The sequence below is a fragment of the Cellulomonas sp. P5_C6 genome, from assembly GCF_054049635.1.
In genome coordinates this window covers 1-21,705 of sequence record NZ_JBFULZ010000024.1, presented here as the reverse complement: position 1 = coordinate 21,705, position 21,705 = coordinate 1, and the positions used below count along the sequence as shown (strand labels likewise).

The following is a 21,705-nucleotide window of genomic DNA, read 5'->3' as shown; positions in this document are numbered from 1 at the left end:
AGCGCCGCTCCTCCATCCACTCGTCACGCGTGCACGTTCCGACATAGGAGGCGCGCCGCCGTGGTGTGCGGACGCTCGGACGCTTCGACGCCGTCCCGGACCCATCTCGGTCCGCCGCTCCTCCGTGCGAATCGGCGGATCGGACCGGCGCGCTGCGGGTGAATCGCGTTTGTGCTGGTCAGGGGTGAATGTCAGTGGTCGGTCGTACAGTTGTTCTATGCCCGGATCGGGCCGTTGGTGCGGTGGAGGTGGCGTGGTGACGGCGGTGATGGAGGCGGTCGAGGTCGCCAGTACTGCTGCGCACGCTGTCGGTCGACCTGACACCGGCTCGCCTTCCCTTGCCCCGACCACGGCTCAGGCCGGGGCTGCAGCTTGGTCTGCCTCCGACGATTCCGAGGCTTGGCCCTCGCCCAGGTCCGCCGCCAAGCCCTGTGCGCCCGCCTCGTCACCCACCTCCGCGGCTGCGCCCGCGTCGTCTCCGACCACAGCGGCCGCGGCGCCCGCGTTCGCGTCCTCGCCCACCTCCGACACCGGGTCGTCCCCGGGTGCGCCCGGGTCCGTGTCCGTGTCCTCGGCCGCGGGCGTGTCGTCGGGGTTGGTGTGGGCGGATTCGGGTCGCGGCGCGCGCCCGGGTGTCACGCCCGTGCCCGCACCAGGTGCGCGGGTGATCGATCTGGGTGCGGTCGAAGACTTTCCCCTGCCCGGGGTGGACGTCGCTGAGTTGGTGGCGTTGTTGACGTCGGTGCCCGTGGCGGACGTCTCGGACGTGGCGTTGGTGAACACGGTCACGGGGATGGCGCAGGCGATCGCGATGCTGCAGGCCGCCCAAGCCGTSGTGGTCCGCGAGATCGAGGCCCGCACCACGGATGCGTTGCGGCATGTCCCGGACGAGCTGGCGTGTGCGCTGGTGTGCACGAGGCGGTCGGCGGAGATGGTGTTCCTGCGCGCSTGGGGCACCGCCCARCACCCCGCCCTGGGCGACGCGTGGGCGGCCGGGGCGATCGAGGCCCGCAAGATCGACATCATCCTCGACGAAGTCACCAAAGGCGGCACCGGGCTGGACCCGGACGCGGTGCGGGCGGTGATCGACGACGCGATCGGGCGGTCCGCGGAGCTGACSGCGCCGCAGCTGGCCCGGCACGTGCGCGCCACCCTGATCGCCCTCAACCCCGCCCACGTGGAGAAGCGGCGCCTCGCCGAACGCGACCGCCGCGGCATCGAACTCATCCTGGCCCCCGACGCGATGGCCCGCCTGGTCGCCTACCTACCCGCCGCGGAGGCGACGGCGGCGTTCACCGCGATCGACGCCCTGGCCGGGCACGCCGCCCTGGACGGCGACACCCGGACCGTGGATCAGCGCCGGGCGGACGCGTTCAGCGACGTGTTCACCGCCATCCTCGACCGCCAAGCCACCCCCGACGGCACACCGCTGCCCCGCAAGCACGGGCAGAGGGTCGCCGTCCAACTGTCCGTCGCCGCCACCACGCTGCTCGGCCTGGACGACGCGCCCGGGTTCCTCGGCTCGTACGGGCCGGTCCCGGCGCAGGTCGCCCGCGAGCTCGCCCAGGACGGCACCTGGCGCCGCGTCCTGACCGACACCACCGGGCAGGTCTGCGCCGTCGGCACGACGTCGTACCGCCCCGGGGCCGACCTGACCCGCACCGTGCAAGCCCGCGACGTGACCTGCACCTTCCCCGGCTGTCGACAACCCGCCACCCGCTGCGAACTCGACCACCGCACCCCCTACGACCACCACCGCGGCGCGGTTGAACAGCTCCACCCGACCCACGGGCCGGGCGACGAACACAACGGCGAGCCGCAGACGTGCGAGGCGAACCTGCACGCGTTGTGCAAACACCACCACCAAGCCAAGACCGAAGGCTGGTGGAACGTCACCTACAACCCCGCCACCGGCGTCTCCACCTGGACCGACCGACACGGCCTGACCTACGCCCGCCACCCCGCCCGTATCCACACCACCCCCGACCTCCTCACCCACCAACCCCCACCACCCACACCCGTCCCACTCGGCGACCCACCCTTCTGACACAGTCGTCCGACGTCCCCGACCGCATCGGTACGCGAAACGGCTCGTTCGCGGATGCGGGTGGACGTCGATGTCGGTGGCGCGGGAGATGATGCGCGCATGAGTTCTCCGGCCCCTTCGACGCGCGGCTGGATCGGCCCGTACCTGCTGCTCGCCGGCCTGTGGGGCTGCAGCTTCCTGTTCATCGCGACGGCGCTCCAGACGTTCGCGCCGACCCAGGTCGCCTTCGGGCGGATCGTCGTCGGCTTCGCCATGCTCGGGCTGATCCTGCTGGTCAGGCGCGAGCGGGTCAGGGTCGAGCGGCGACGCATCGGCGACTTCGTCGTGGTGGGCGCCGTGATGACCGCGATCCCCTTCGTGCTGTTCGCGTTGGCGGAGCAGCGGGTCAGCTCCGTGCTCGCCGGGCTGGTGAACGCGACGACTCCCCTGTTCACGGCGGTGTTCGTCGCGCTGCTGCTGCCGGCGGAGCGGCCGGACCGGGTGCAGGTCGGCGGGCTGATCATCGGGTTCGGCGGCATCGCMGTGCTGCTCGGCGTGTGGGACTCGGGGGCCATCGACCTGGCGGGCGGGTTGATGCTGCTCGGGGCCACGTTCTGCTACGGGCTGGGCAATGCGTGGAGCCGTCGACGGCTCACGAGCACGGGCCTGTCGAACGTGGCGCTGCCGGCGATCCAGCTCGCCGTCGGAGCACTCGTGATCCTGCCGTTCGCGGTCTCGACTCCGTTGGCCGGCCCGCTCGCGCCGGCGCCCGCTCTGGCGCTGCTGGCTCTCGGGCTCGGCGGGACCGGGTTGGCCTACGTGCTGTTCTGGCGGGTGCTCGCCATCGCCGGCGCCACCGTGACGGCGAGCGTCACCTACGTGATCCCGCTCGTCTCCACCACGCTCGGGGTGCTCGTCCTGCACGAGGGCCTGCACTGGTACGAGCCCGTTGGTGGGGCAGTGGTCCTCGCGGGCGTCGCGCTGACGCAGTGGGGGGCGGCTCGGCGGCGGACAGCGGCAGCTGCCGCGACGGTGGAACCCGCCGTGGACGACTCGGACGTGGCCGAAGCACCCACGGCGACGAGAATCGAGGAGCCGATCGGCGGCGAGGCCGCTGCTGACCTGAGGTCGAGCGAGCCGAGCGCAAGCGGGCCACTCCGGCGGTGACGGCCGTCGGCCCGKTGCGGGCCGAGCGTCAGCGGGCCCTCGCGGCGGTGACGGTCGTCGCCGCTGCTCGAGGTGGCCGCGTCAGGGGACGATGACCGTCATGCCCGGGCCGCTCGTGCCGGAGCCCAGGGCGGCGAGAGCGCCGGGGGCGTCGGCGAGCGGGATCGTGCGGCCCACCAGGCGGGACGGGTCGAGCTCGCCGGAGGCGATCCGGCCGAGCATCGCGGGGTACTCGTGCGCCGCCATCCCGTGGCTGCCGTAGAGCTCGAGCTCCCAGCCGATGACGCGGCCCATCGGGAGGGGTGGGGCGGCGTCCGCGCCCAGCAGGAGGCCGACCTGCACGTGCCGGCCGCGGCGGCGCAAGGACAGGATCGAGGCGGCGGCGGTCTCGCGGCTGCCGAGGGCGTCGACGGACACGGCCGCTCCCCCGTCGGTGACGGCGTGGATCTGCGCTCCGACGTCGCCGGACCCGTCGAGGACCACGGTCGCGCCCATGTCGAGGGCGGCCGAGCGGGCGGCGGGAGAGACGTCGACGGCGACCACCTTCGCCCCGGCGGCAGCCGCGACCATCACGGCGGACAGCCCGACGCCGCCGCAGCCGTGCACGGCCACCCAGTCGCCGGGAACGGGCCGGCCGTGGACCGTGACGGCGCGATAGGCGGTGGCGAACCGGCAGCCGAGCCCCGCGGCCGTGACGGGTGACATGCCGACCGGGAGCCGCACGAGGTTCACGTCGGCGTGGTGGAGGGCGACGAGCTCGGCGAACGAGCCGTCGTCGGTGAACCCCGGCTGCCGCTGCCCCTCGCACACCTGGTGCTCGCCGGCGAGGCACGCCGCGCACGCGCCGCAGGCGCATACGAACGGCACCGTGACCTCGTCACCGGGGGCCCACGCGCGGACGTCCGGACCCACCGAGACGACGACGCCGGCCAGCTCGTGGCCGGGGACGTGCGGGAGCGTGATGTCGTCGTCGTGACCCTGCCAGCCGTGCCAGTCCGACCGGCACACGCCGGTGGCCATGACCCGCAGGACGACGCCGTCCGCGGGGCAGGTCGGCGCCGGGACCTCGCGCAGGGTCGGAGGGACACCGAACTGGTCGATCACCACGGCACGCATGGCGCCCATCCTCGCGGACGGGGGACCAAGGCCTAGACAGCAACGCGAAAGGCCACCTCAGAGCGCGAGGTGCGTCCAGCCCCCGGCGACGAGGGTGCCCGCCACCGGCATGTCCCGCAGCGGCGCGGACAACGGGTCGGCGTCGAGCACGACGAGGTCCGCGGGCGCGCCGACGACGGGCACCAGCCCGCGCCCGTCGACCGACGACTCCAGCGCGACCCGCCGCTCCAGCGCCTGCTCGGGGTGCCACGGGTCGCGCCCGTCGCGGGACCGGGTGACCGCGGCATCCAGCGCGATCCACGGATCCAGGGGCGCGACCGGCGCGTCCGAGCCGAGTGCCAGCCGGACGCCGTCCCGGTGCAGGGAGCCGAACGCGAAGGCCCGGTCGGTGCGGCCCGCCCAGTACCGGTCGGCGACGTCGCGGTCGTCCATCGCGTGCTCGGGCTGGATGCTGGCGACGACGCCGAGCGAGGCGAACCGCTCGACGTCGGACCACGACACCAGCTGCGCGTGCTCGATCGAGCCGTCCGCGCCGGAGGAGGCGAACGCGTCCAGGGCCAGCTCGTTCGCGGCGTCACCGATCGCGTGGATCGCGCAGCGCAGCCCGTGCCGGCGCGCGTGACCCATCAGGGGTGCGAGCCGGGAGGGCGGGACCGCGAGGATCCCGCGGGCGTTCGGGCCGGTCAGCCCCGGGTACGGGTCGTGGCAGTAGGCGGTGCGGGTGTTCAGCGAGCCGTCGGTGATGACCTTGAGCGGCCCCTGCGTGACCAGGCCGGCGATGGTGTCCCCCGAGTGCAGGTCCTCGCGCACGACGCGGTCGAGGAACTCCTCCCAGACCCCCGCCCGCACCCGGTGCCGACCGGGCCGGGCCGCGGCGCGCCGGCGCCAGACGGAGACGTTGTCGGCGATCTCGAGGTCGACGACGCCGACCACCCCGCGGGCCGCGGCCGCGACGGACGCGTCGTCGACCAGGGCGTCGGCGACGTCGTCGGGGACGTGGTCCACGGCACCCGACAACGGGAGCCACTCGGACTCGCGGAGCAGGCCGGTGGGGTGGGACTGCACGCCGAGGAACCGCAGCCCGGCCGTCGAGGCCCACGCGCAGTGCAGGTCGCCGGAGACGAGCACGACGGGCACGTCGCCGACGGCGGCATCCAGCAGGGCGGCGGTCGGCACGTCGGGCCAGAGCCCGTCGCGGAAGCCATACCCGACGAGCGCGGTCCCCGGGGCTGGTGCGGGCTCGGCGGCCGCGAGCGACGCGGCGTGCGCGGCCGAGGTCGCCGACGAGACGTCGAACCTGCGGCGCGCCAACGCCCACTGGGTGAGGTGCACGTGGGCGTCCCACAGGCCCGGCATGAGCCATCGGCCGTCGAGCTCGACCCGCGACGCGTGCGGACCTGCGGCGTCGGCGAGACCGGTCCCGACGGCGGCGACGCGGCCGTCGTGGAGGAGGACGTCGACCGGTTCGTCTCCACCTGGTAGGCGGGCGGAGCAGAGCAGCAGCGCAGTCGGTACCTTCCCCATGTGAGCACGGTAGAGGTGGGATACGACTCGACGTTCCTCGGTCCGTCGGTGCCGCTCCCTGTGCCGGCGCAGACGGTCCGGGAGCTCCCGTCGACGCACTTCACCGTGCTGCTCGACCCGACGCGCCGGCTCGCGGCGGCGACCGCAGTGAACATCGACGGCGCCCGGCTGGTGGACCTCGAGCGGGGCGACGACTGGCACCTCGACCCGCGCGTGCCCGCCGACGAGCAGGCCGGTCCCGAGCTCTACGTGCGCAACGACCTCGACCGCGGCCACCTGGTGCGGCGCAGGGATCCCGTCTGGGGCGACCTCGTCGTCGCGCGCCAGGCGAACTTCGACACGTTCGCCTACCCCAACGCCGCCCCGCAGGCGTCGGAGTTCAACCAGGGCGAGCTGCTGTGGGTGGGCCTCGAGGACCACGTGCTCACGTACGCGAAGACCAACCGGAGCCGGCTGTCGGTGTTCACGGGACCGGTGCTCGCCGACGACGACCCCGTCTACCGCGGCATCGGCATCCCTCGACGGTTCTGGAAGGTGGCTGCCTGGTCGGCCGACGAGAAGCTGCGTTCCGCGGCGTTCGTGCTCGACCAGTCGTCGCTGGTGTCGGGGATCCAGTCCGCCGACGAGGTGCCGCCGCTCGGACCGTTCCGCACGTTCCAGGTGCCGGTGGCCGACGTCGAGGAGCTCACTGGCGTCGATCTCGGACCGCTCGTGGACGCCGACGTCCTTGCGCCGGTCGGAGCGCTCGGCGAGCAGGCCCGATGGGTCGCGCTGACCACCCTCGCCGACGTCCGGCTGGCCTCGTGAGCGCCGGCGACGCGACGCCACGCCCCGGCCGACTGGCCCGGTGGCTCCCGGCGGGGATCGTCGCGGCGATCGCGCTGGTCGGCGGCGCGATCCGGCTGCTCGGCACGCAGTGGGGACTGCCGTATCGGCTGCACCCCGACGAGTGGGTGATCACCGACGGCGCCATCGACATGGCGACGCGCAACTCCTTCGAGCCGCCGTACTTCTTCCGGCCGGACCACCTCGAGATGCAGCTGAGCACGCTGGCCTACCGCGTGTACGCGCACGTCACCGCAGGTGTTCCGGCCGAGGTCGACTACCCGGTCAACCCGACGCCGTACCTGGCCCTGTCCCGAGCGATCACGGTCGCGTTCGCCGTGCTCGCCATCGTGCTCGCATATCGGGTCGGCCGACGGTTCGGCGTGGTGGCCGGCGTCGCCGCGGCGTTCCTCGTGGCGTTCTTCCCGCCCTTCGTCGCCGAGTCGTCGTTCGCCACGCCGGACGTGCCCCTGACCTGCGTCCTGCTCGCCGTGATCCTCGCGTCGATCCGCTATCTGGAGCGTCCCGGCTGGCTCGACCTCACGGCCGCCTGCTTCGGTGTCGCGCTCGCGACGACGGTGAAGTACCCGGGTGCGATCGGCGGTGCGCTCGTCGTGCTCGTCGTGACGATCGCCGCGGTCCGGACCGGTGACTGGTGGCGGGCGCTCCGGCACGCGTTCGCCGCGCCGTTCCTGTACGTCGCGGGCATCTTCACGTTCTCGCCCGTCCTCATCACCGACCTACCGGCGGTCGTCGAACAGCTGCGGGCGCAGTCCGGCACCGGGCACCTCGGTGCGGACGGGCTCGGGTGGGCCGGCAACGTCGGGTTCTACGCCTGGTCGCTCGCCGTCGGGGCCGGCCTCGTCCTGCTGGCAGCCGCCGTGCTCGGGGTCGTCGCGTGCGTCCGCGAGCGCCAGTGGCTCGCCGCGCCGCTGCTCCTCGGCGTCGCCTTCTGGGTGGCGCTGAGCGCCCTGCCGCTGCACTGGGACCGCTGGGGCCTCCCGATCTACCTCTCGCCGCTCCTGTTCGCCGCCATCGGCATCGACCGCGCGGTGGCGCTGGTGCGTCGACGACGCCGGCCGGCTCTGACCGCGGTGGCGTCGGTCCTGCTCGCGGCCACGGCGCTCAACCTCCTCGCGGGGACCGCCGCCGAGTCCGCGAGGCTGCTGGGCCACGACTCCCGGCTCGTCGCGATGGCCGACTTCGCCTCGGCCGGCATCACGGCGCAGACGGCGGTCTACGACGGATACTCGCCGCTGCTGCCTGGCGGGACGCTCAACGTCACCGACCACGTGAAGCTCGAGGACGGGCGCGTCGTGGTCGACGGTGCGCCGGACGCCCGCTTTGTCGTGGTGAGCAGCGCCATGTACGACCGGTACTTCGCCGACGACCAGTACGCCGAGCAGCAGGCCGTGTACCGMGCGATCGCCGATCAGCTGCCCCTCGTCGCGACGTGGACGCCGGAGGCCGAGCCCGCCGCGTCCGTCGTCGAACCGCTCAACGTCTGGCGGCTCGGCCGGTACGCCGCGGCGGTCGCCCGGGGTGGCCTCGTGGGCCCGACGATCTCGGTGTACGCGATTCCCGACGAGACGGGCTAGCGACTACGCGGGATGCCGCACGTGCGCGTCGCGGCGGGCCGGCACCACCATCGGCGTCCCGGTCTCGGGGTCCGGCACCACGCGGCAGGCGAGCCCGAACACCTCGCGGACCAGCGGCTCGGTGACGACGGACGCCGGCGGCCCCTCGGCGACGACCACGCCGGCCTTCATCGCGATGAGGTGGGTGGCGTACCGGGCGGCCTGGTTGAGGTCGTGCAGCACCGCGACGAGCGTGCGCCCCTCCTCGTGCAGCCGAGCACAGAGGTCCATGACCTCGAACTGGTGGGCGATGTCGAGGAACGTCGTCGGCTCGTCGAGCAGCAGCAGGTCGGTCTGCTGCGCGAGGGCCATGGCCAGCCACACGCGCTGCCGCTGACCCCCTGAGAGGTCGGAGACGAACCGGTCACGCAGGTCGGCGACCTCGGTCGCGGCGAGCGCGTCGGCCACGGCGACCGCGTCCGCCGCGGACCACTGCCGGAGGAGCCCCTGGTGCGGGTACCGGCCGCGGGCCACCAGGTCGCCGACCGTGATCGCCTCGGGCGCGATCGGGCTCTGCGGGAGCAGGGCCAGGCGGCGGGCGACGTCCTTGCTCTTCAGCGACGCGATGGGCACGCCGTCGAGCAGCACCTGACCAGCGCGCGGCGTGAGGGTGCGGCCGAGCGCGCGCAGGAGGGTCGACTTGCCGCAGCCGTTCGGGCCGATGATCACCGTGAACGACGACGGCGGGATCTGCACCGACAGGTCGGTGGCGACGACGAGCTGGTCGTAGGCCAGGGTCAGGCCCGACGCCTCCAGCGGTGGACCGTTCACGCGGCACTCCTTCTCCACTCGCGGACCAGCAGGACCGCGAGGTACACGCCGCCGAGCGCGGCCGTGACCACCCCGACGGGATAGACGACACCGGGCACGGCGTACTGCGCGATCAGGTCGGCGACCACGAGGACCGCGGCCCCGCAGCACGCCGCCGCGACCATGCCGGGCCCGGTCGAGCGGGTCAGCCGGCGCGCGATCTGCGGCGCGGTGAGGGCGACGAACGCGATCGGCCCGCTCACGGTGACGGCCGCGGCCATCAGCAGCACGCCGACGACCACGGCCCAGGTCCGTACCCGGTCGGCGGGGACGCCGACCGCCACGGCGGCCTCGTCGCCCATCTCCACCAGCTGCATCGGCCGGGTGAGCACCAGCGCCGCCGGCAGGAGCACCAGGAGCGCCAGGGCGATGAGCACGACGTCCGCCCACGACCGCGCCGCGAGGCTCCCGTTGAGGTACGCGGCGACTACCTGCGCGTCCTGCCGGGTGGCCCGCGCGAGGGCCAGCTGCACGAACGCGAGCGACATGGCGCCGACCGCGATGCCGACGACCACCATCCGCAGCGGCGCCCGGAACCCGGCGCCGGACCCGAGGTAGACCGCGAGGATCGCGACCCCGGCGCCGATGAGCGCCCCGATCGGCACCGGCACCACGCCCGGCCACAGCAGCCCCGCGGCCGCGGCACCCGCGGCGGCGCCGGCTCCGAGACCGATGACGTCGGGGCTGCCCAGCGGGTTCCGCGTGACCGACTGGAACATCGCGCCCGACACCGCGAACGCGGCACCCGCCGCCGCCCCGACCAGCAGCCGCGGGAGCCGGTTGGTCCAGAGCACCCACTCCTGCACGCGGGAGCCGTGGCCGGCGACGACCGACGGCAGCTCCGCGAGGGGGATGCCCAGCTCCCCGGCGGCGAGCGTGACCAGCATGGTGACCAGCACGACCCCGAGCGCGACGAGGCAGACGACGACCGGTCGGCGGCGGCGCAGCAGCACCACCGACGGTCCGAGCGTCAGGACCGCGGTCACAGGCCGACCCTCCCCCGGCGCACGGCCGCGATGAGGAACGGCGCCCCGACGAAGGCCGTCACCGCGCCGACGGGAAGCTCACCGGGCCGGGCCACCACGCGCCCGAGGACGTCGGAGGCCAGCAGCAGGACCGGACCGAGGAGCAGGCAGTACGGGAGCAGCCAGCGATGGTCGCCGCCGGTGAACCCGCGGACCACGAGCGGCACGGCGAGCCCGACGAACGCGATGGGCCCGACGGCGGCGACGGCTGCGGCGCACAGCACGGTCGCGCCGGCGGCGCCGAGCAGCCGGGTCCGGCCGGCGCGCAGGCCGAGAGAGGTCGCGGCCTCGTCGCCGAGCGCGAGCGCGTTGAGCTGCCGGGCGAGCAGGAGGCAGACCACGAGCCCGACGACGATGAACGGGAGCACGGCCCCGACGGTGGAGGGCGGCCGCCCGGCCAGGGAGCCGACCACCCAGTAGCGGTAGGTGTCGAAGATGGTCGGGCTGGCGAGCGTGATGGTCTCGACCAGCGCCACGAGCACGGCGGACACGGCCGCGCCGGCCAGCACGAGCCGCACGGGCGTCGCTCGTCGCCCCCCGGACCCCACCAGGTACACCGCGACGGCCGCGAACAGCGCACCCGGCACCGCGGCCCACACGGACCGACCGGCGGCGCCGCCGAGCACCGCGACCGTGACGACCAGGGAGGCGGACGCCCCGGCGTTGACGCCGAGCAGCCCGGGGTCGCCGAGCGGGTTGCGCGTGAGCCCCTGGATCACCACGCCGGCCACCGCGAGCGCGGCCCCCACGAGCAGCCCGAGCTCCGTGCGCGGGATCCGCGACGCGACGACCGTCGAGACGTACGACCCGTCGGGGTGCCGCCACGCCGCCCAGACCTCGCCGAGCGGCACCTGCTTCGACCCGATCGCGATGCTGAGCCCCACCACGAGAACGAGCAGCGCCGCCGCGCCGACCAGGCCGAGCGCGAGCCCGAGCGCGCGCGAGCCCCGCGCGCGGGTGGCGTGCGGGGCTCGTGCGACGGCGATGCTCACGGGGTGAAGGCTACGAGGCGACGTTCGCCGCGCCCGCGGTGATGAGCGGCAGGTAGGCGTCGAGCGCCCACGGCACGCTCAGCGGCGTCGCCACCGTGACGGCCATGCCCAGCTGCGGGTCGAGCATCGGCACGTACGCGCCCGACGCGAACGCCGGGATCTGCGCCCAGAGCGGCTGCGCCTCGGTCGACGCCTGCTCGTCCGCGTCGTTGAACCACGTGAAGAGCATCTGCGCGTCGTCCAGCTGGTCCGCGTTCTCCAGGCCCAGGGTCGCGACGAACGTGCCGGGCGACGCGGTCAGCGACGCGACCGAGGGCGCGAGCGTCATGCCCAGGCCGGTGAGCAGCTCCACGCGCGGGTCGCCGGGCAGGTACACCGACAGGGCGCCGGGCTGGTCGCCGCCGTACACGTACGCGAACGTCGTGCCGGCGAGCTCCGGGTGCGCCGCGGCGGCCGCGTCGATGGCGGCCTGGCGCTCGTCGAGCAGCGGCTGCGCCTTGTCCGGCACCCCGAGGGCCTTCGCGGCGATGGTCACCTGGTCCTCGATCGAGGTCTGCCACGCGTCGCCGGGGTACGCGACCACCGGCACGAACGCCGACAGCTGGTCGAACGTCGCCTGGTCGAGACCCGACTGCGGGGCGAGCACGAGGTCCGGGTTCAGCGCGACGACGGCGTCGACGTCGAGCTCGGGGTACATGGCGATCGTCGTCGGGAGCTCGTCGCCGGCCTTCTCGACGGCCTCGCGGAACCAGGGCTCGTACCCGTCGGCGTCGCCGCCCCAGGTGTCGGACTCGATGCCCACGGGCGTCGTGCCCAGCGAGAACGCGATGTCCGCCGCGCCCCAGCCGAGGGTCACGACACGCTCCGGCTTCGCGGTGATCTCCGCGGTGCCGAGGGCGGAGTCGATCGAGACGGGGAAGGCGGCGTCCGTCGCCGAGGGCTCCGCGCCGGCGTCGTCCGACGCGCCKCCGCAGGCGGTCAGGGTGAGGGCGACGGCCGTCGCGGTGGCCACGAGGACCGAGAGGCGCGCGATGCGCACGGGTGCTCCCATTCGTTCGGGGTCGGCCACCGGCACAGCCGCAGGAGGTGGCTCAGAATGAGGTAAGCCTAACCTCTGCTCGATGCCGATCCCTCACGCGCGGGGTGAGCGAAAGGTCACACCACCAGGGCAGATCCCGTCAGGCGCTCGTACGCCTCGAGGTAGCGGTCGCGGGTGCGCTCGACGACGTCGGCGGGCAGCGCGGGCGGCGTGGCATCCGACGCGCGGTCCCAGCCCGAGGCGTCCGACGTCAGCCAGTCGCGCACGAACTGCTTGTCGAAGCTGGGCTGGGCGTGGCCGGGCTCCCAGAGGTCCGCCGGCCAGAACCGCGACGAGTCGGGGGTCAGCACCTCGTCGCCCAGCGTGATCGCGCCCGTGGTCGGGTCGGTGCCGAACTCCAGCTTGGTGTCGGCCAGGATCACGCCGCGCTCGCGCGCGATCGACTCGGCCCGGGCGTAGACGGCGAGGGTCGACGAGCGCAGCGACGACGCGGTGGTCGACCCGAGCTGGTCGACCACGGCGGAGAACGGCACGTTCTCGTCGTGCTCCCCCAGCTCGGCCTTGGTCGCCGGCGTGAAGATCGGCTCCGGCAGGCGGGATCCGTCGACCAGGCCGTCCGGCAGGGCGATGCCGGTGACCGACCCCGACACCCGGTACTCCGCCAGCCCCGAGCCGGTGAGGTAGCCGCGCGCGACGCACTCGACGGGGAACATCTCCAGGCGTCGGCAGATCATGGCGCGGCCGGCCACCTCGGACGGGACGTCCGTCGACACCACGTGGTTGGGCACCAGGTCCGCCAGCTGCTCGAACCACCACAGGCTGAGCTGCGTGAGCACGACGCCCTTGCCGGGGATGCCCGGGCTGAGCACGTGGTCGTAGGCCGAGACCCGGTCGCTGGCGACGACGAGGACGACGTCACCGAGGTCCGACGTCAGCGCCGAGCCGTCGGGGACGTAGAGGTCCCGGACCTTGCCCGAGTAGGTGTGGGTCCAGCCAGGGAGCGCAGAGGTCACGGGCCTAAGTGTGCAGGATCAGATGACCTCGCCGCCGCCCTCGAGCCCCTCCGGGATGGGCAGCCCGACCAGCCGCACCAGCCGCTCGACCGTCTCCTCGACGAACGTGTCCTCGGGCTCGTCCACGTGCGCCTCGGCCAGCAGGCGCCGCACGTGCTTGGCCTCCACGTCGACGGCGCCGACCAGCAGCGCCCACTCGGCGAAGGCCTCCGCCTCGGCGGCCAGGTCGACGGGGTCGCTCTCCGCCGGGTCGTCGAAGAAGTCCCGCGGCTGGAACCCCAGGTAGAACCGGCCCAGGCCCTCGGGGGCGGGCCGGTAGTCGACGGTGGCGATGTCGCCGTCCTGGACCTCGATGCGCAGGCTCGGGGTCGCCGCGACATCGCCGCCCCAGGAGCCGTCGCCGTACTCGAACGTGGTGGTGGCCATCCCGCGATGATGGCACCCATGACCGACAATTCCCTGCTCGTGGTGCTCGGCGGGCTGCCCGGGTCCGGCAAGACCACCCTCGCCCGCGCGCTGGCCCGCGAGCTGCGCGCCGTGCACGTCCGCGTCGACACCCTCGAGCAGGCGATCGTGCAGTCGTCCCTGGCCGTGCCGGACGCCCGAGAAGCCGGCTACGCCGCCGGSGCSCGYGTSGCSCTSGACAACCTGCGGCTCGGGCTGCCSGTSGTCGCSGACTSCGTSAACCCCGTGCGCGCCAGCCAGGAGGGCTGGCAGGCGGTGGCCGACGAGGCCGGCGCGCGGCTGGTCGAGGTGCTCGTGGTCTGCTCCGACCCCGTCGAGCACCGCCGGCGGGTCGAGGAGCGCGTGGCCGACATCCCGGGGCACCGGCAACCGACCTGGGCCGACGTGTCGACACGCGCGCTCGACCCGTGGCCGGAGGCGACCGTCGTCGACACCGCGGGGCGGACCGTGGGGCACGTGGTCGCCGAGGTGCGCGCGCTGACGGGCTAGACGAGCGGGAGGTCCGCCACGGCCGCCGCGATGTCCGACCGGTGGTGCGAGCCCGGCAGCTCGATCTGCTCGACCCCCGCGTAGGCCGCCGCGCGGGCGGCTGCCAGGTCGCGGCCGACGCCGACCACCGAGAGCACACGGCCGCCGGCGGAGACCAGGTGGGCACCGTCGATCACGTCGTCGTCGTCGCCGGGCGCGTTGAGCTGCAGGGCGGTGCCGGCGTGCAGGACGTGCACGCCCGGGAGCGCGTCGGCGTCCTCGACGCCGGTGATCGGGTCGCCCGAGCGGACCGTGCCCGGGTACCCGCCGGACGCGATGACCACCGTCACCGCGGCGTCGTCGCGCCACTGCAGCGGGGGCAGCGAGCCGAGCGTGCCCGTCGCCGACGCGAGCAGCACGCCTGCCAGCGGCGTCGCGAGCCGGGCCAGGACCACCTGCGTCTCGGGGTCGCCGAAGCGGGCGTTGAACTCGACCACGCGCAGCCCCTTGGTGGTGAGCGCGAGGCCGACGTACAGGACGCCCGAGAACGGGGTGCCGCGACGGGACATCTCGAGGATCGTCGGCCGCGCGACGCGCTCGACCACCTCGTCGACCAGGTCCGCGGGCGCCCACGGCAGCGGCGAGTACGCACCCATGCCGCCGGTGTTGGGGCCCTCGTCGCCGTCGAGCGCGCGCTTGAAGTCCTGCGCGGGCACCAGCGGCACCACGTCGACGCCGTCGGACAGCACGAACAGCGAGATCTCGGGGCCGTCGAGGTAGTCCTCGATGACGATCCGGCCGTCGGGCTTGGCCAGGCAGGCCGCGGCGTGGGCGAGGGCCTCCGCGCGGTCGTCGGTCACGACGACACCCTTGCCCGCAGCCAGCCCGTCGTCCTTGACCACGTAGGGGGCGCCGAAGGCGTCCAGCCCGGCCGACGCCTCCTCGATCGTCGTCGCCACGCGCGGCTCGGCCGTCGGCACGCCGGCGGCGGCCATGACCTCCTTGGCGAACGCCTTGGACCCCTCGAGCCGGGCGCCCTGCGCCGACGGCCCGAACACCGGGATGCCCACGGCACGGACCGCGTCCGCGACGCCCGCGACGAGCGGCGCCTCCGGTCCGACGACGACGAGGTCCGCCCCCAGCGAGGTCGCGAGCGTGGCGACCGCGTCGCCGTCCAGCTGGTCGACCGCGTGCAGCGTCGCGAGCCGGCCGATCCCGGGGTTGCCCGGGGCCGCGTGCAGCGCCGTCACCGCCGGGTCGAGGGAGAGCGCGCGCACGAGGGCGTGCTCACGGGCACCGGTGCCGACGACGAGGATCTTCACGGACCGGGAGCCTACCGGCCCCTCACTGCTCGGGGAGCGGGAGCGCGTCGAAGTAGAGGCGCACCCGCCGACGGCCCGCCGTCTCGCCCGCCGCCGCCCGCTCCTTGGCCCGCTTGAGCGCGCCGCCGATGATCTCCTGGACCGCCAGCACGACCTCCTGCAGCTCCTCGACCGTGAGGTCGGCCGTCGACCGGTCGTTGAGGGACGCCGCCTCCCACTCCGGGGTGTCGCCCGTGCTCAGCCAGCGCTGCAGCACCTGCGCGCGCTCGGCGACGACCCCGGCCAGCAGGGCGTTGGCCGCGTCCGCCGTCCGGGGGTCGCGCAGCATGTCGCGCCCRTCGAGGCTGAACCCGACCGCCCGCCACCACCGGTCGCGGCCCCGCTCGTGCGCGGGGTCGTCCTCGACGAACCCGTGCTTCTCCAGCTGGCGCAGGTGGTAGCTGGTCTGCCCGCTGCTCTCGCCCAGGTGCCGGCCCAGCTGGCTGGCGGTGGCCGACCCGTGCTCGGAGAGGTAGTCGTACATCGCCATCCGCAGGGGGTGCGCCAACGCCTTGAGCTCCTCGGGCCCGATCGCGCGGGCCCGGAACGGCAGGGGCTTGCTCTCGCTCATTCGCAGAGATACCTTTGCAGAGTTGTCTTTGCAGAGTTTCCTCTTCGATCCTACGCGGAGTCCCCCATGAGCGACGTCGTCGCCACGCGAGAACCCCTGGGCCGGCGGTTCACGGCCCACCTCACGGCCACCGGCCTGGCCAACCTGGGCGACGGCGTGATCCAGACGGGCGTCCCGCTCTACGCCCTCACGCTCACCCGCTCCCCGAGCCAGATCGCGCTGCTCACCGCCGCCGCGTGGCTGCCGTGGCTGGTACTCGGGCTCGCCGCCGGGGTCGTGGTCGACCGCCGCGACCGCAAGTACACGCAGGTGGTCGGCCTCGCCGCCCGCGCGGTGCTCCTCGCCGTCGCAGTCTGGCTGGCCGCGTCCGGCGACATGTCGATGACCGCGCTCACGGTCGTCGTGCTGGCCTACGGGGTGACCGACGTGTTCGTCGACCTGGCCGGCTCCGCGCTGGTGCCCGACCTCGTGCCCCGCTCCAGGCTCGAGGCCGCCAACGGCCGCACGCTCGCCGCCCAGCAGGTCATGGCCGCGTTCGTCGGCGGACCGATCGCCGGGGCCATGCTCGCGTTCGGTGCGGGCTGGGTGTTCGGCGTCCCGGCCGGGCTCGCGGTGGCCGCGCTGCTGCTCGTCGCCACCCGCATCCCCGGCAGCTACAAGCACGCCCGGCCCGAGAAGCGCCGCGCGACCACCGAGATCCGCGAGGGCGTCGGCTTCCTCGTCCGGCACCCCGTGCTGCGCCCGCTGCTGGTGGCCGGCAGCGTGATGAACATGGCGAACACCGGCTACTTCGCGGTGTTCGTGCTCTGGGTGGTCGGGCCGGGCTCGCGTGTCGGGCTGGAGCCGGAGCGCTATCCCCTGGTGGTCGCCGTGCTCGCGGTCGGCGCCGTCGCCGGCTCGATCGCGGCCGAACCCCTGGGCCGGTTCGTCCCCGAGGTCCGCCTGCTGCTCGGCTGCTGGACCCTCAACTCGGCGCTCCTGTTCGTCCCCGTGCTGCTGCCGAACGTGCCGGCGATCTCGATCACCGCGTTCTTCCTCGGCTTCCTCAACACGATCGGCAACGTCATCTCGCAGTCCATGCGGCAACGGATGGTGGCCCCGGGGATGCTCGGCCGCGTCGGTGGCGCCAGCCGGACCCTCGCGTACGGGCTCATGCCGGTCGGCGCGGTGCTCGCCGGGTTCGTCGCGGAGCAGTGGGGGCTGGCCGCCGTGTTCGTCGGCGCGACGGTCCTGTGCCTGCTGGCCGTCGCCTACCCGATCGCGGTGGTCCGCCAGCGGATGGTCGCGGACCTCGAGCTGCCGGTGGTCGAGCGGGAGAGGCAGACCGTCGCCGCCTGAGCCCCGACATACTGGCGGCGTGCCCCGGCTGACCCCGCCCGCGATCGCACCCGGCAGCATCTGCGCGCAGCCCCAGCCCGTCCTGCACGCCGACGGCCTGGTCCTGCGGCCCTGGCGGGCGCGCGACGCCGGTGCGGTGCAGACCGCCTACGCCGACCCCGGCATCCGCCGCTGGCACGACCGGTCGATGACCGCCGACGAGGCGGCCGCGTGGGTCGCCCACTGGTCAGGCCGGTGGCGCGACGAGACGGGTGCCGGCTGGGCCGTCACGATCGACGACGAGCCCGTCGGGCAGATCAGCCTGCGCGTGCTCCACCACGAGGACGGCCTCTCGGAGGTCTCCTACTGGGTGCTGCCGGCCGCCCGGGGACGCGGCCTCGCCACCACCGCGCTGCGCACCGTCGCCGCCTGGGGCTTCGGGACGGCCGGGCTGCACCGCATCGAGGTCGACCACTCGACCGCGAACCCGGCGTCCTGCGCCGTGGCGACCCGCGCCGGGTTCCTGCTCGAGGGCACCAAGCGCGAGGTCGCCCGCCACGCCGACGGCTGGCACGACATGCACCTGCACGCGCGCGTGGTGGGCGACCCCGAGGTCAGCTGAGCAGCTCGTGCCGGACGATCGTGGCCTCGCGGCCGGGTCCGACGCCGACCGACGAGATCCGGACGCCCGAGATCTCCTCGAGCCGCAGCAGGTAGCGCTGGGCGTTGACCGGCAGGTCGTCGAACTCGCGGGCCCCCGAGATGTCCTCGGACCAGCCGTCGAGGTACTCGTAGATCGGCGTCGCGTGGTGGAAGTCCGACTGGTCGTCCGGCATCTCGTCGAACCGGCGGCCGTTGACGTCGTACCCCACGGCGACGGGGATCTTGTCGCGGCCCGTGAGCACGTCGAGCTTGGTGACCACAAGGTCGGTCAGGCCGTTGATGCGGGCGGCGTAGCGCACCACGACGGCGTCGTACCAGCCGGTGCGCCGCGGACGGCCGGTGGTGGTGCCGAACTCGCCGCCGGTCTGCCGCAGCCACTCGCCGTCGTCGTCGAGCAGCTCCGTGGGGAACGGGCCCTCGCCGACGCGGGTGGTGTACGCCTTGGCGACGGCGACGACCCGGTCGATCCTCGTCGGCCCCACGCCCGAGCCCGTGCACGCGCCGCCGGCCGTGGCCGACGAGGACGTGACGAACGGGTAGGTGCCGTGGTCGACGTCGAGCATGGTGGCCTGGCCGGCCTCGAAGACGAGGGTCTTGCCGTCGTCCAGCGCCCGGTTGAGGAGCAGCGGGGTGTCGGCGACCAGGGGGTGCAGGCGGCCGGCGTGGCGCAGCAGGTCGTCGACCGTCTCGTCGACCGTGATGGCGCGGCGGTTGTAGACCTTCACCAGCAGGTGGTTCTTCTGGTCGAGGGCGCCCTCGACCTTCTCGCGCAGGATCTTCTCGTCGAAGAGGTCCTGGATGCGGATGCCGACGCGGTTGATCTTGTCGGAGTACGCGGGGCCGATGCCGCGACCGGTCGTGCCGATGCGGCGCTTGCCGAGGAACCGCTCGGTGACCTTGTCGAGCGTGCGGTTGTACGGGGCGATGACGTGGGCGGCCGACGAGACCCTGAGGGCGGAGGTGTCGACGCCGCGCGCCTCGAGCGCGTCGATCTCCTCGAACAGCACCTCGATGTCGACCACGACGCCGTTGCCGATCACCGGGACGACGCCCGGCGAGAGGATGCCCGACGGCAGCAGGTGCAGGGCGTACTTCTCCCCGCCGATGACGACGGTGTGCCCGGCGTTGTTGCCGCCGTTGAACTTCACGACGTAGTCGGTCCGCGAGCCGAGCTGATCGGTCGCCTTGCCCTTGCCCTCGTCGCCCCACTGGGCACCGAGCACCACGACGGCCGGCATCTAGATCACCACTCCCACCCTGCCTGCGGTGCGGACCCGTGTACGGGGCCCGGGCACCGGGCGGCAGTGACCCAGTACCTCCGAGAGGGTACCGGACCGTCAAGAGATGGTCATGTCAGCGCAGGTTCGCGACCTCGTCGACGGATGTGCCGCTGTCCACCAGGAACTTCTCGCAGCGCTCGGCCTCCTCGGACTCGCCGATGGCCTCTGCGGCCTCCGCGAGCGCGAGCAGGGCACGCAGGAAGCCCTCGTTCGGGGCGTGCGACGCGGGGATCGGGCCGCGGCCGTGCCACCCGGCGCGGCGCAGGGCGTCGAGCCCCCGGTGGTAGCCGGTCCGCGCGTAGGCGTACGCCGCGACGGGGTCGCCCTCGTCGGCCAGCGCGCCCTCGGCGAGCAGCGCCCACAGCAGCGAGGACGCCGGAGCGGCCGGCACGGCCTCGCGCGGCGAGGAGCCGCTGCTCAGCGCGGACCGGGCGTCGGCGTCGGCGCCGTCCGCGGGCAGGAGCGTCGGGGCGGGTCCGTCCAGGAGGTTCTCGTGGCTCATGCGGCCAGTCTCCCTCAGTTCCGGGTGCAGGCTCGCGACGGCGCGACTACAGTCGACCCGCCGACCTGGACCGTTGTTCGGCACGCCCAACCCCCTCACGACAGGGCGGACATGATCGAGATCTCGACGTCCTCGACGACGACGACCCTCACCGTCGCAGGCGACCTGGACCTGGCCGAGCGTGACCAGTTCCCGGAGATCGCCGCGCGGGTCGTCGGCCTGCGCCGCCAGCTGCTGGTCATCGACATGTGCCAGGTCACGTTCATGGACTCGACGGGCGCGGCGTTCCTCATCTCGCTCGCCGACGCCGGTCGCAAGCGGGGCGGCGCCACGGTCCTGCGCGGGGCGGACCCTCGCGACCTGTTCGTCATCGAGATCTGCGGCGCCCTCGAGCTGTTCCGCATCGACGCGGAGCACCACTGCGAGTCCGCCGTGGGCTCGACGGGTTTCCGCCGCCCGGACGAGGCCTCGGCCCCCGCCTAGGACTCGGGCAGCGACCCCGGGCGGACCTTCGCCCACACCAGCTTGCCGCCGCGCGACTGCCGCCAGCCCCAGTCGGCCAGGCGCTCGACGATCTGCATGCCGAACCCGCCCACCCGTCCGGGGTGCCCGTCGGTGGTGACCGGCGGCGCCGGGTTCGAGTCGGTGACCTCGATGCGCAGGCCGTCGCCCGTGTCGTAGAGCTGCAGCGTCACGTGCCCGAAGCCGTGCAGCACGGCGTTGGCCACCAGCTCGGAGACGACGAGCTCGGCGTTGGCGGCGTCCTCGATCCCCCAGGCCTGGCAGGTGCGGACGACCGCGTGCCGGGCGCGACCGATGGAGGCCGCCTCGCTGGGCAGCGACCAGCGTCGACGGCGGGGGCTGCGCGTGCGCTCGGAGGTGTCCAGGGGCGACGGCACGCGGACGACGACCACCGCGACGTCGTCCTCCGGGTGGTCGGCGAGCCGCGACAGCAGCTCCTCCCCGATGCCCGCGGCGTCGCGCGCGGTGATCGCCGCGGCGACCGCCGTCAGGGCCGCGAGCCCCTGGCGCAGGCCGCGGTCGCGCCGCTCGATCAGGCCGTCGGTGTAGTAGAGGACGACGTCGCCGGGCGCGAGGTCGACCGTCGCCGTCGTCCGCGGCACTCCCCCGAACCCGATCAGCGCGCCGCCCGCGTCGCTCAGCTGCGTGACCTGCCCGTCGCGCACGTGCAGCGCCGGCAGGTGGCCGGCGCGCGAGTACAGCAGCTGCCACGAGTCGCCGCTGCGGGTCAGGGTCGACAGGACCAGCCCCGCCGGCCGCGGGACCCGCATGCCGGCCACCAGCTGGTCGACCCGGTCGAGGACCGGGCCGGGGGTCGAGACGTCGAACATGTACGAGCGGACCACCGAGCGCAGCTGCCCCATCGCGGCTGCTGCCTCGACGTCGTGCCCGACGACGTCGCCGATGACGACGCCGACGACGTCCGCGCTCACCTGCAGCACGTCGTACCAGTCGCCGCCCACCTGGGCGTTCTCCGAGTTCGGCGCGTAGTACGTCCACACGTCGAGCCCGTCCACCTCGGCCTGCTCGGGGAGCATCGCCCGCTGCAAGGTCTCGGCCAGCCGGTGCTCGCGGTCGTAGAGCCGGGCGTTGTCGATGACGAGGCCCACGCGCCGGGCGGTCAGGTCGAGGACCGTGCGCACCGACGGCTCGATCTCGCGGAGCCCGGCACCGCCGAGCGCGTGCACCACCAGCACCCCGAGCACCCGGCGACGACCCGGGAGGGGGAACACGAGCACGCGGCGGTCCTCGGCGGTCTCGGATCCGCCCAGCTCGCCGTCGACCTCCCGGGCCAGCCACGCCGAGGCGGTGCCGAGCCCGTACGAGCCGCTGAGCTCGAGCTCGACGGCCCGGTCGCGCTCACCGTCGAGCAGCTCCTGGAC

At 74.1% G+C, this 21,705-nt stretch carries 22 protein-coding genes; 8 read left to right on the top strand and 14 right to left on the bottom strand.

The window, feature by feature from the left end; translation table 11 throughout:
- Positions 1-354: 354 nt before the first annotated feature.
- Complete coding sequence (locus ACXJKG_RS04660; protein WP_456844595.1) at positions 355-789, bottom strand: hypothetical protein; 435 nt, start codon at positions 787-789, stop codon at positions 355-357.
- On the opposite strand from ACXJKG_RS04660, the gene ACXJKG_RS04655 reads away from it, so the two are divergent.
- Complete coding sequence (locus ACXJKG_RS04655; RefSeq protein WP_456844594.1) at positions 776-2,047, top strand: DUF222 domain-containing protein; 1,272 nt, start codon at positions 776-778, stop codon at positions 2,045-2,047. The genes ACXJKG_RS04660 and ACXJKG_RS04655 overlap by 14 nt on opposite strands.
- Positions 2,048-2,146: 99 nt before the next feature.
- Positions 2,147-3,193, top strand: coding sequence for a DMT family transporter (locus tag ACXJKG_RS04650; RefSeq protein ID WP_456844593.1), 1,047 nt, complete (start codon positions 2,147-2,149; stop codon positions 3,191-3,193).
- A gap of 81 nt (positions 3,194-3,274) precedes the next feature.
- Here ACXJKG_RS04650 and ACXJKG_RS04645 read toward each other — a convergent pair whose 3' ends face one another.
- Together ACXJKG_RS04645 and ACXJKG_RS04640 are read right to left on the bottom strand one after the other, a co-directional pair.
- Positions 3,275-4,309 carry a zinc-binding dehydrogenase gene (locus ACXJKG_RS04645; RefSeq protein ID WP_456844592.1) on the bottom strand — a complete coding sequence of 345 codons (1,035 nt, stop codon included), beginning with the start codon at positions 4,307-4,309 and terminating at the stop codon, positions 3,275-3,277.
- Positions 4,310-4,366: 57 nt separating this feature from the next.
- Complete coding sequence (locus ACXJKG_RS04640; RefSeq protein WP_456844591.1) at positions 4,367-5,833, bottom strand: amidohydrolase; 1,467 nt, start codon at positions 5,831-5,833, stop codon at positions 4,367-4,369.
- On the opposite strand from ACXJKG_RS04640, the gene ACXJKG_RS04635 reads away from it, so the two are divergent.
- Both ACXJKG_RS04635 and ACXJKG_RS04630 read left to right on the top strand, forming a co-directional pair.
- Positions 5,834-6,640: a DNA/RNA non-specific endonuclease gene (locus ACXJKG_RS04635; protein WP_456844590.1), complete on the top strand. Its 807-nt coding sequence runs from the start codon at positions 5,834-5,836 to the stop codon at positions 6,638-6,640. It abuts the gene before it with no gap.
- A complete protein-coding gene (locus ACXJKG_RS04630; RefSeq protein ID WP_456844589.1) occupies positions 6,637-8,256 on the top strand; it encodes an ArnT family glycosyltransferase in 1,620 nt (539 codons plus the stop codon). Before ACXJKG_RS04635 ends, ACXJKG_RS04630 begins: the two co-directional genes overlap by 4 nt.
- Before the next feature lie 3 nt (positions 8,257-8,259).
- Here ACXJKG_RS04630 and ACXJKG_RS04625 read toward each other — a convergent pair whose 3' ends face one another.
- The 6 genes from ACXJKG_RS04625 to ACXJKG_RS04600 all read right to left on the bottom strand — a co-directional run bounded on the left by ACXJKG_RS04625 (position 8,260) and on the right by ACXJKG_RS04600 (position 13,600).
- Positions 8,260-9,066: an ABC transporter ATP-binding protein gene (locus ACXJKG_RS04625; RefSeq protein ID WP_456844588.1), complete on the bottom strand. Its 807-nt coding sequence runs from the start codon at positions 9,064-9,066 to the stop codon at positions 8,260-8,262.
- Positions 9,063-10,091 carry a FecCD family ABC transporter permease gene (locus tag ACXJKG_RS04620; protein WP_456844587.1) on the bottom strand — a complete coding sequence of 343 codons (1,029 nt, stop codon included), beginning with the start codon at positions 10,089-10,091 and terminating at the stop codon, positions 9,063-9,065. The genes ACXJKG_RS04625 and ACXJKG_RS04620 overlap by 4 nt, the downstream gene beginning before the upstream one ends.
- On the bottom strand, positions 10,088-11,122 hold the full coding sequence (locus ACXJKG_RS04615) for a FecCD family ABC transporter permease (protein WP_456844586.1): 1,035 nt from the start codon (positions 11,120-11,122) through the stop codon (positions 10,088-10,090). The genes ACXJKG_RS04620 and ACXJKG_RS04615 overlap by 4 nt, the downstream gene beginning before the upstream one ends.
- A gap of 10 nt (positions 11,123-11,132) precedes the next feature.
- Complete coding sequence (locus ACXJKG_RS04610) at positions 11,133-12,161, bottom strand: ABC transporter substrate-binding protein (RefSeq protein WP_456844585.1); 1,029 nt, start codon at positions 12,159-12,161, stop codon at positions 11,133-11,135.
- A gap of 116 nt (positions 12,162-12,277) precedes the next feature.
- Positions 12,278-13,174 (bottom strand): phosphoribosylaminoimidazolesuccinocarboxamide synthase, encoded by an 897-nt coding sequence (locus ACXJKG_RS04605; protein WP_456844584.1) that lies wholly within the window; start codon positions 13,172-13,174, stop codon positions 12,278-12,280.
- 18 nt (positions 13,175-13,192) lie between these two features.
- Entirely contained in the window at positions 13,193-13,600 is a 408-nt protein-coding gene (locus ACXJKG_RS04600) for a hypothetical protein (protein ID WP_456844583.1), read from the bottom strand.
- A gap of 18 nt (positions 13,601-13,618) precedes the next feature.
- Between ACXJKG_RS04600 and ACXJKG_RS04595 the strand changes: the two genes are divergently transcribed.
- A complete protein-coding gene (locus ACXJKG_RS04595) occupies positions 13,619-14,128 on the top strand; it encodes an AAA family ATPase (RefSeq protein ID WP_456844582.1) in 510 nt (169 codons plus the stop codon).
- Here the strand turns inward: ACXJKG_RS04595 and purD are convergent.
- Both purD and ACXJKG_RS04585 read right to left on the bottom strand, forming a co-directional pair.
- On the bottom strand, positions 14,125-15,429 hold the full coding sequence (gene purD, locus ACXJKG_RS04590) for a phosphoribosylamine--glycine ligase (RefSeq protein ID WP_456844581.1): 1,305 nt from the start codon (positions 15,427-15,429) through the stop codon (positions 14,125-14,127). The two genes, ACXJKG_RS04595 and purD, sit on opposite strands and share 4 nt — an antisense overlap.
- Before the next feature lie 22 nt (positions 15,430-15,451).
- A complete protein-coding gene (locus ACXJKG_RS04585) occupies positions 15,452-16,039 on the bottom strand; it encodes an ArsR family transcriptional regulator (protein ID WP_456844580.1) in 588 nt (195 codons plus the stop codon).
- 66 nt (positions 16,040-16,105) lie between these two features.
- Here ACXJKG_RS04585 and ACXJKG_RS04580 point away from each other — a divergent pair, with 66 nt between their 5' ends.
- Both ACXJKG_RS04580 and ACXJKG_RS04575 read left to right on the top strand, forming a co-directional pair.
- Positions 16,106-17,377, top strand: coding sequence for an MFS transporter (locus ACXJKG_RS04580; protein WP_456844579.1), 1,272 nt, complete (start codon positions 16,106-16,108; stop codon positions 17,375-17,377).
- Between the two features lie 19 nt (positions 17,378-17,396).
- The gene (locus ACXJKG_RS04575; RefSeq protein WP_456844578.1) at positions 17,397-17,978 is read left to right on the top strand and encodes a GNAT family N-acetyltransferase; all 582 of its coding nucleotides are present in this window, start codon (positions 17,397-17,399) and stop codon (positions 17,976-17,978) included.
- Here ACXJKG_RS04575 and ACXJKG_RS04570 read toward each other — a convergent pair.
- Entirely contained in the window at positions 17,971-19,257 is a 1,287-nt protein-coding gene (locus tag ACXJKG_RS04570; protein ID WP_456844577.1) for an adenylosuccinate synthase, read from the bottom strand. The genes ACXJKG_RS04575 and ACXJKG_RS04570 overlap by 8 nt on opposite strands.
- Positions 19,258-19,372: 115 nt before the next feature.
- Positions 19,373-19,801 carry a DUF3151 domain-containing protein gene (locus ACXJKG_RS04565; RefSeq protein ID WP_456844576.1) on the bottom strand — a complete coding sequence of 143 codons (429 nt, stop codon included), beginning with the start codon at positions 19,799-19,801 and terminating at the stop codon, positions 19,373-19,375.
- 111 nt (positions 19,802-19,912) lie between these two features.
- Between ACXJKG_RS04565 and ACXJKG_RS04560 the strand changes: the two genes are divergently transcribed.
- Complete coding sequence (locus ACXJKG_RS04560) at positions 19,913-20,284, top strand: STAS domain-containing protein (protein ID WP_456844575.1); 372 nt, start codon at positions 19,913-19,915, stop codon at positions 20,282-20,284.
- On the opposite strand, the gene ACXJKG_RS04555 is transcribed toward ACXJKG_RS04560, so the two are convergent.
- Positions 20,281-21,705: ATP-binding SpoIIE family protein phosphatase (locus tag ACXJKG_RS04555; RefSeq protein WP_456844574.1), on the bottom strand; the 1,425-nt coding region annotated here is incomplete at its 5' end. The two genes, ACXJKG_RS04560 and ACXJKG_RS04555, sit on opposite strands and share 4 nt — an antisense overlap.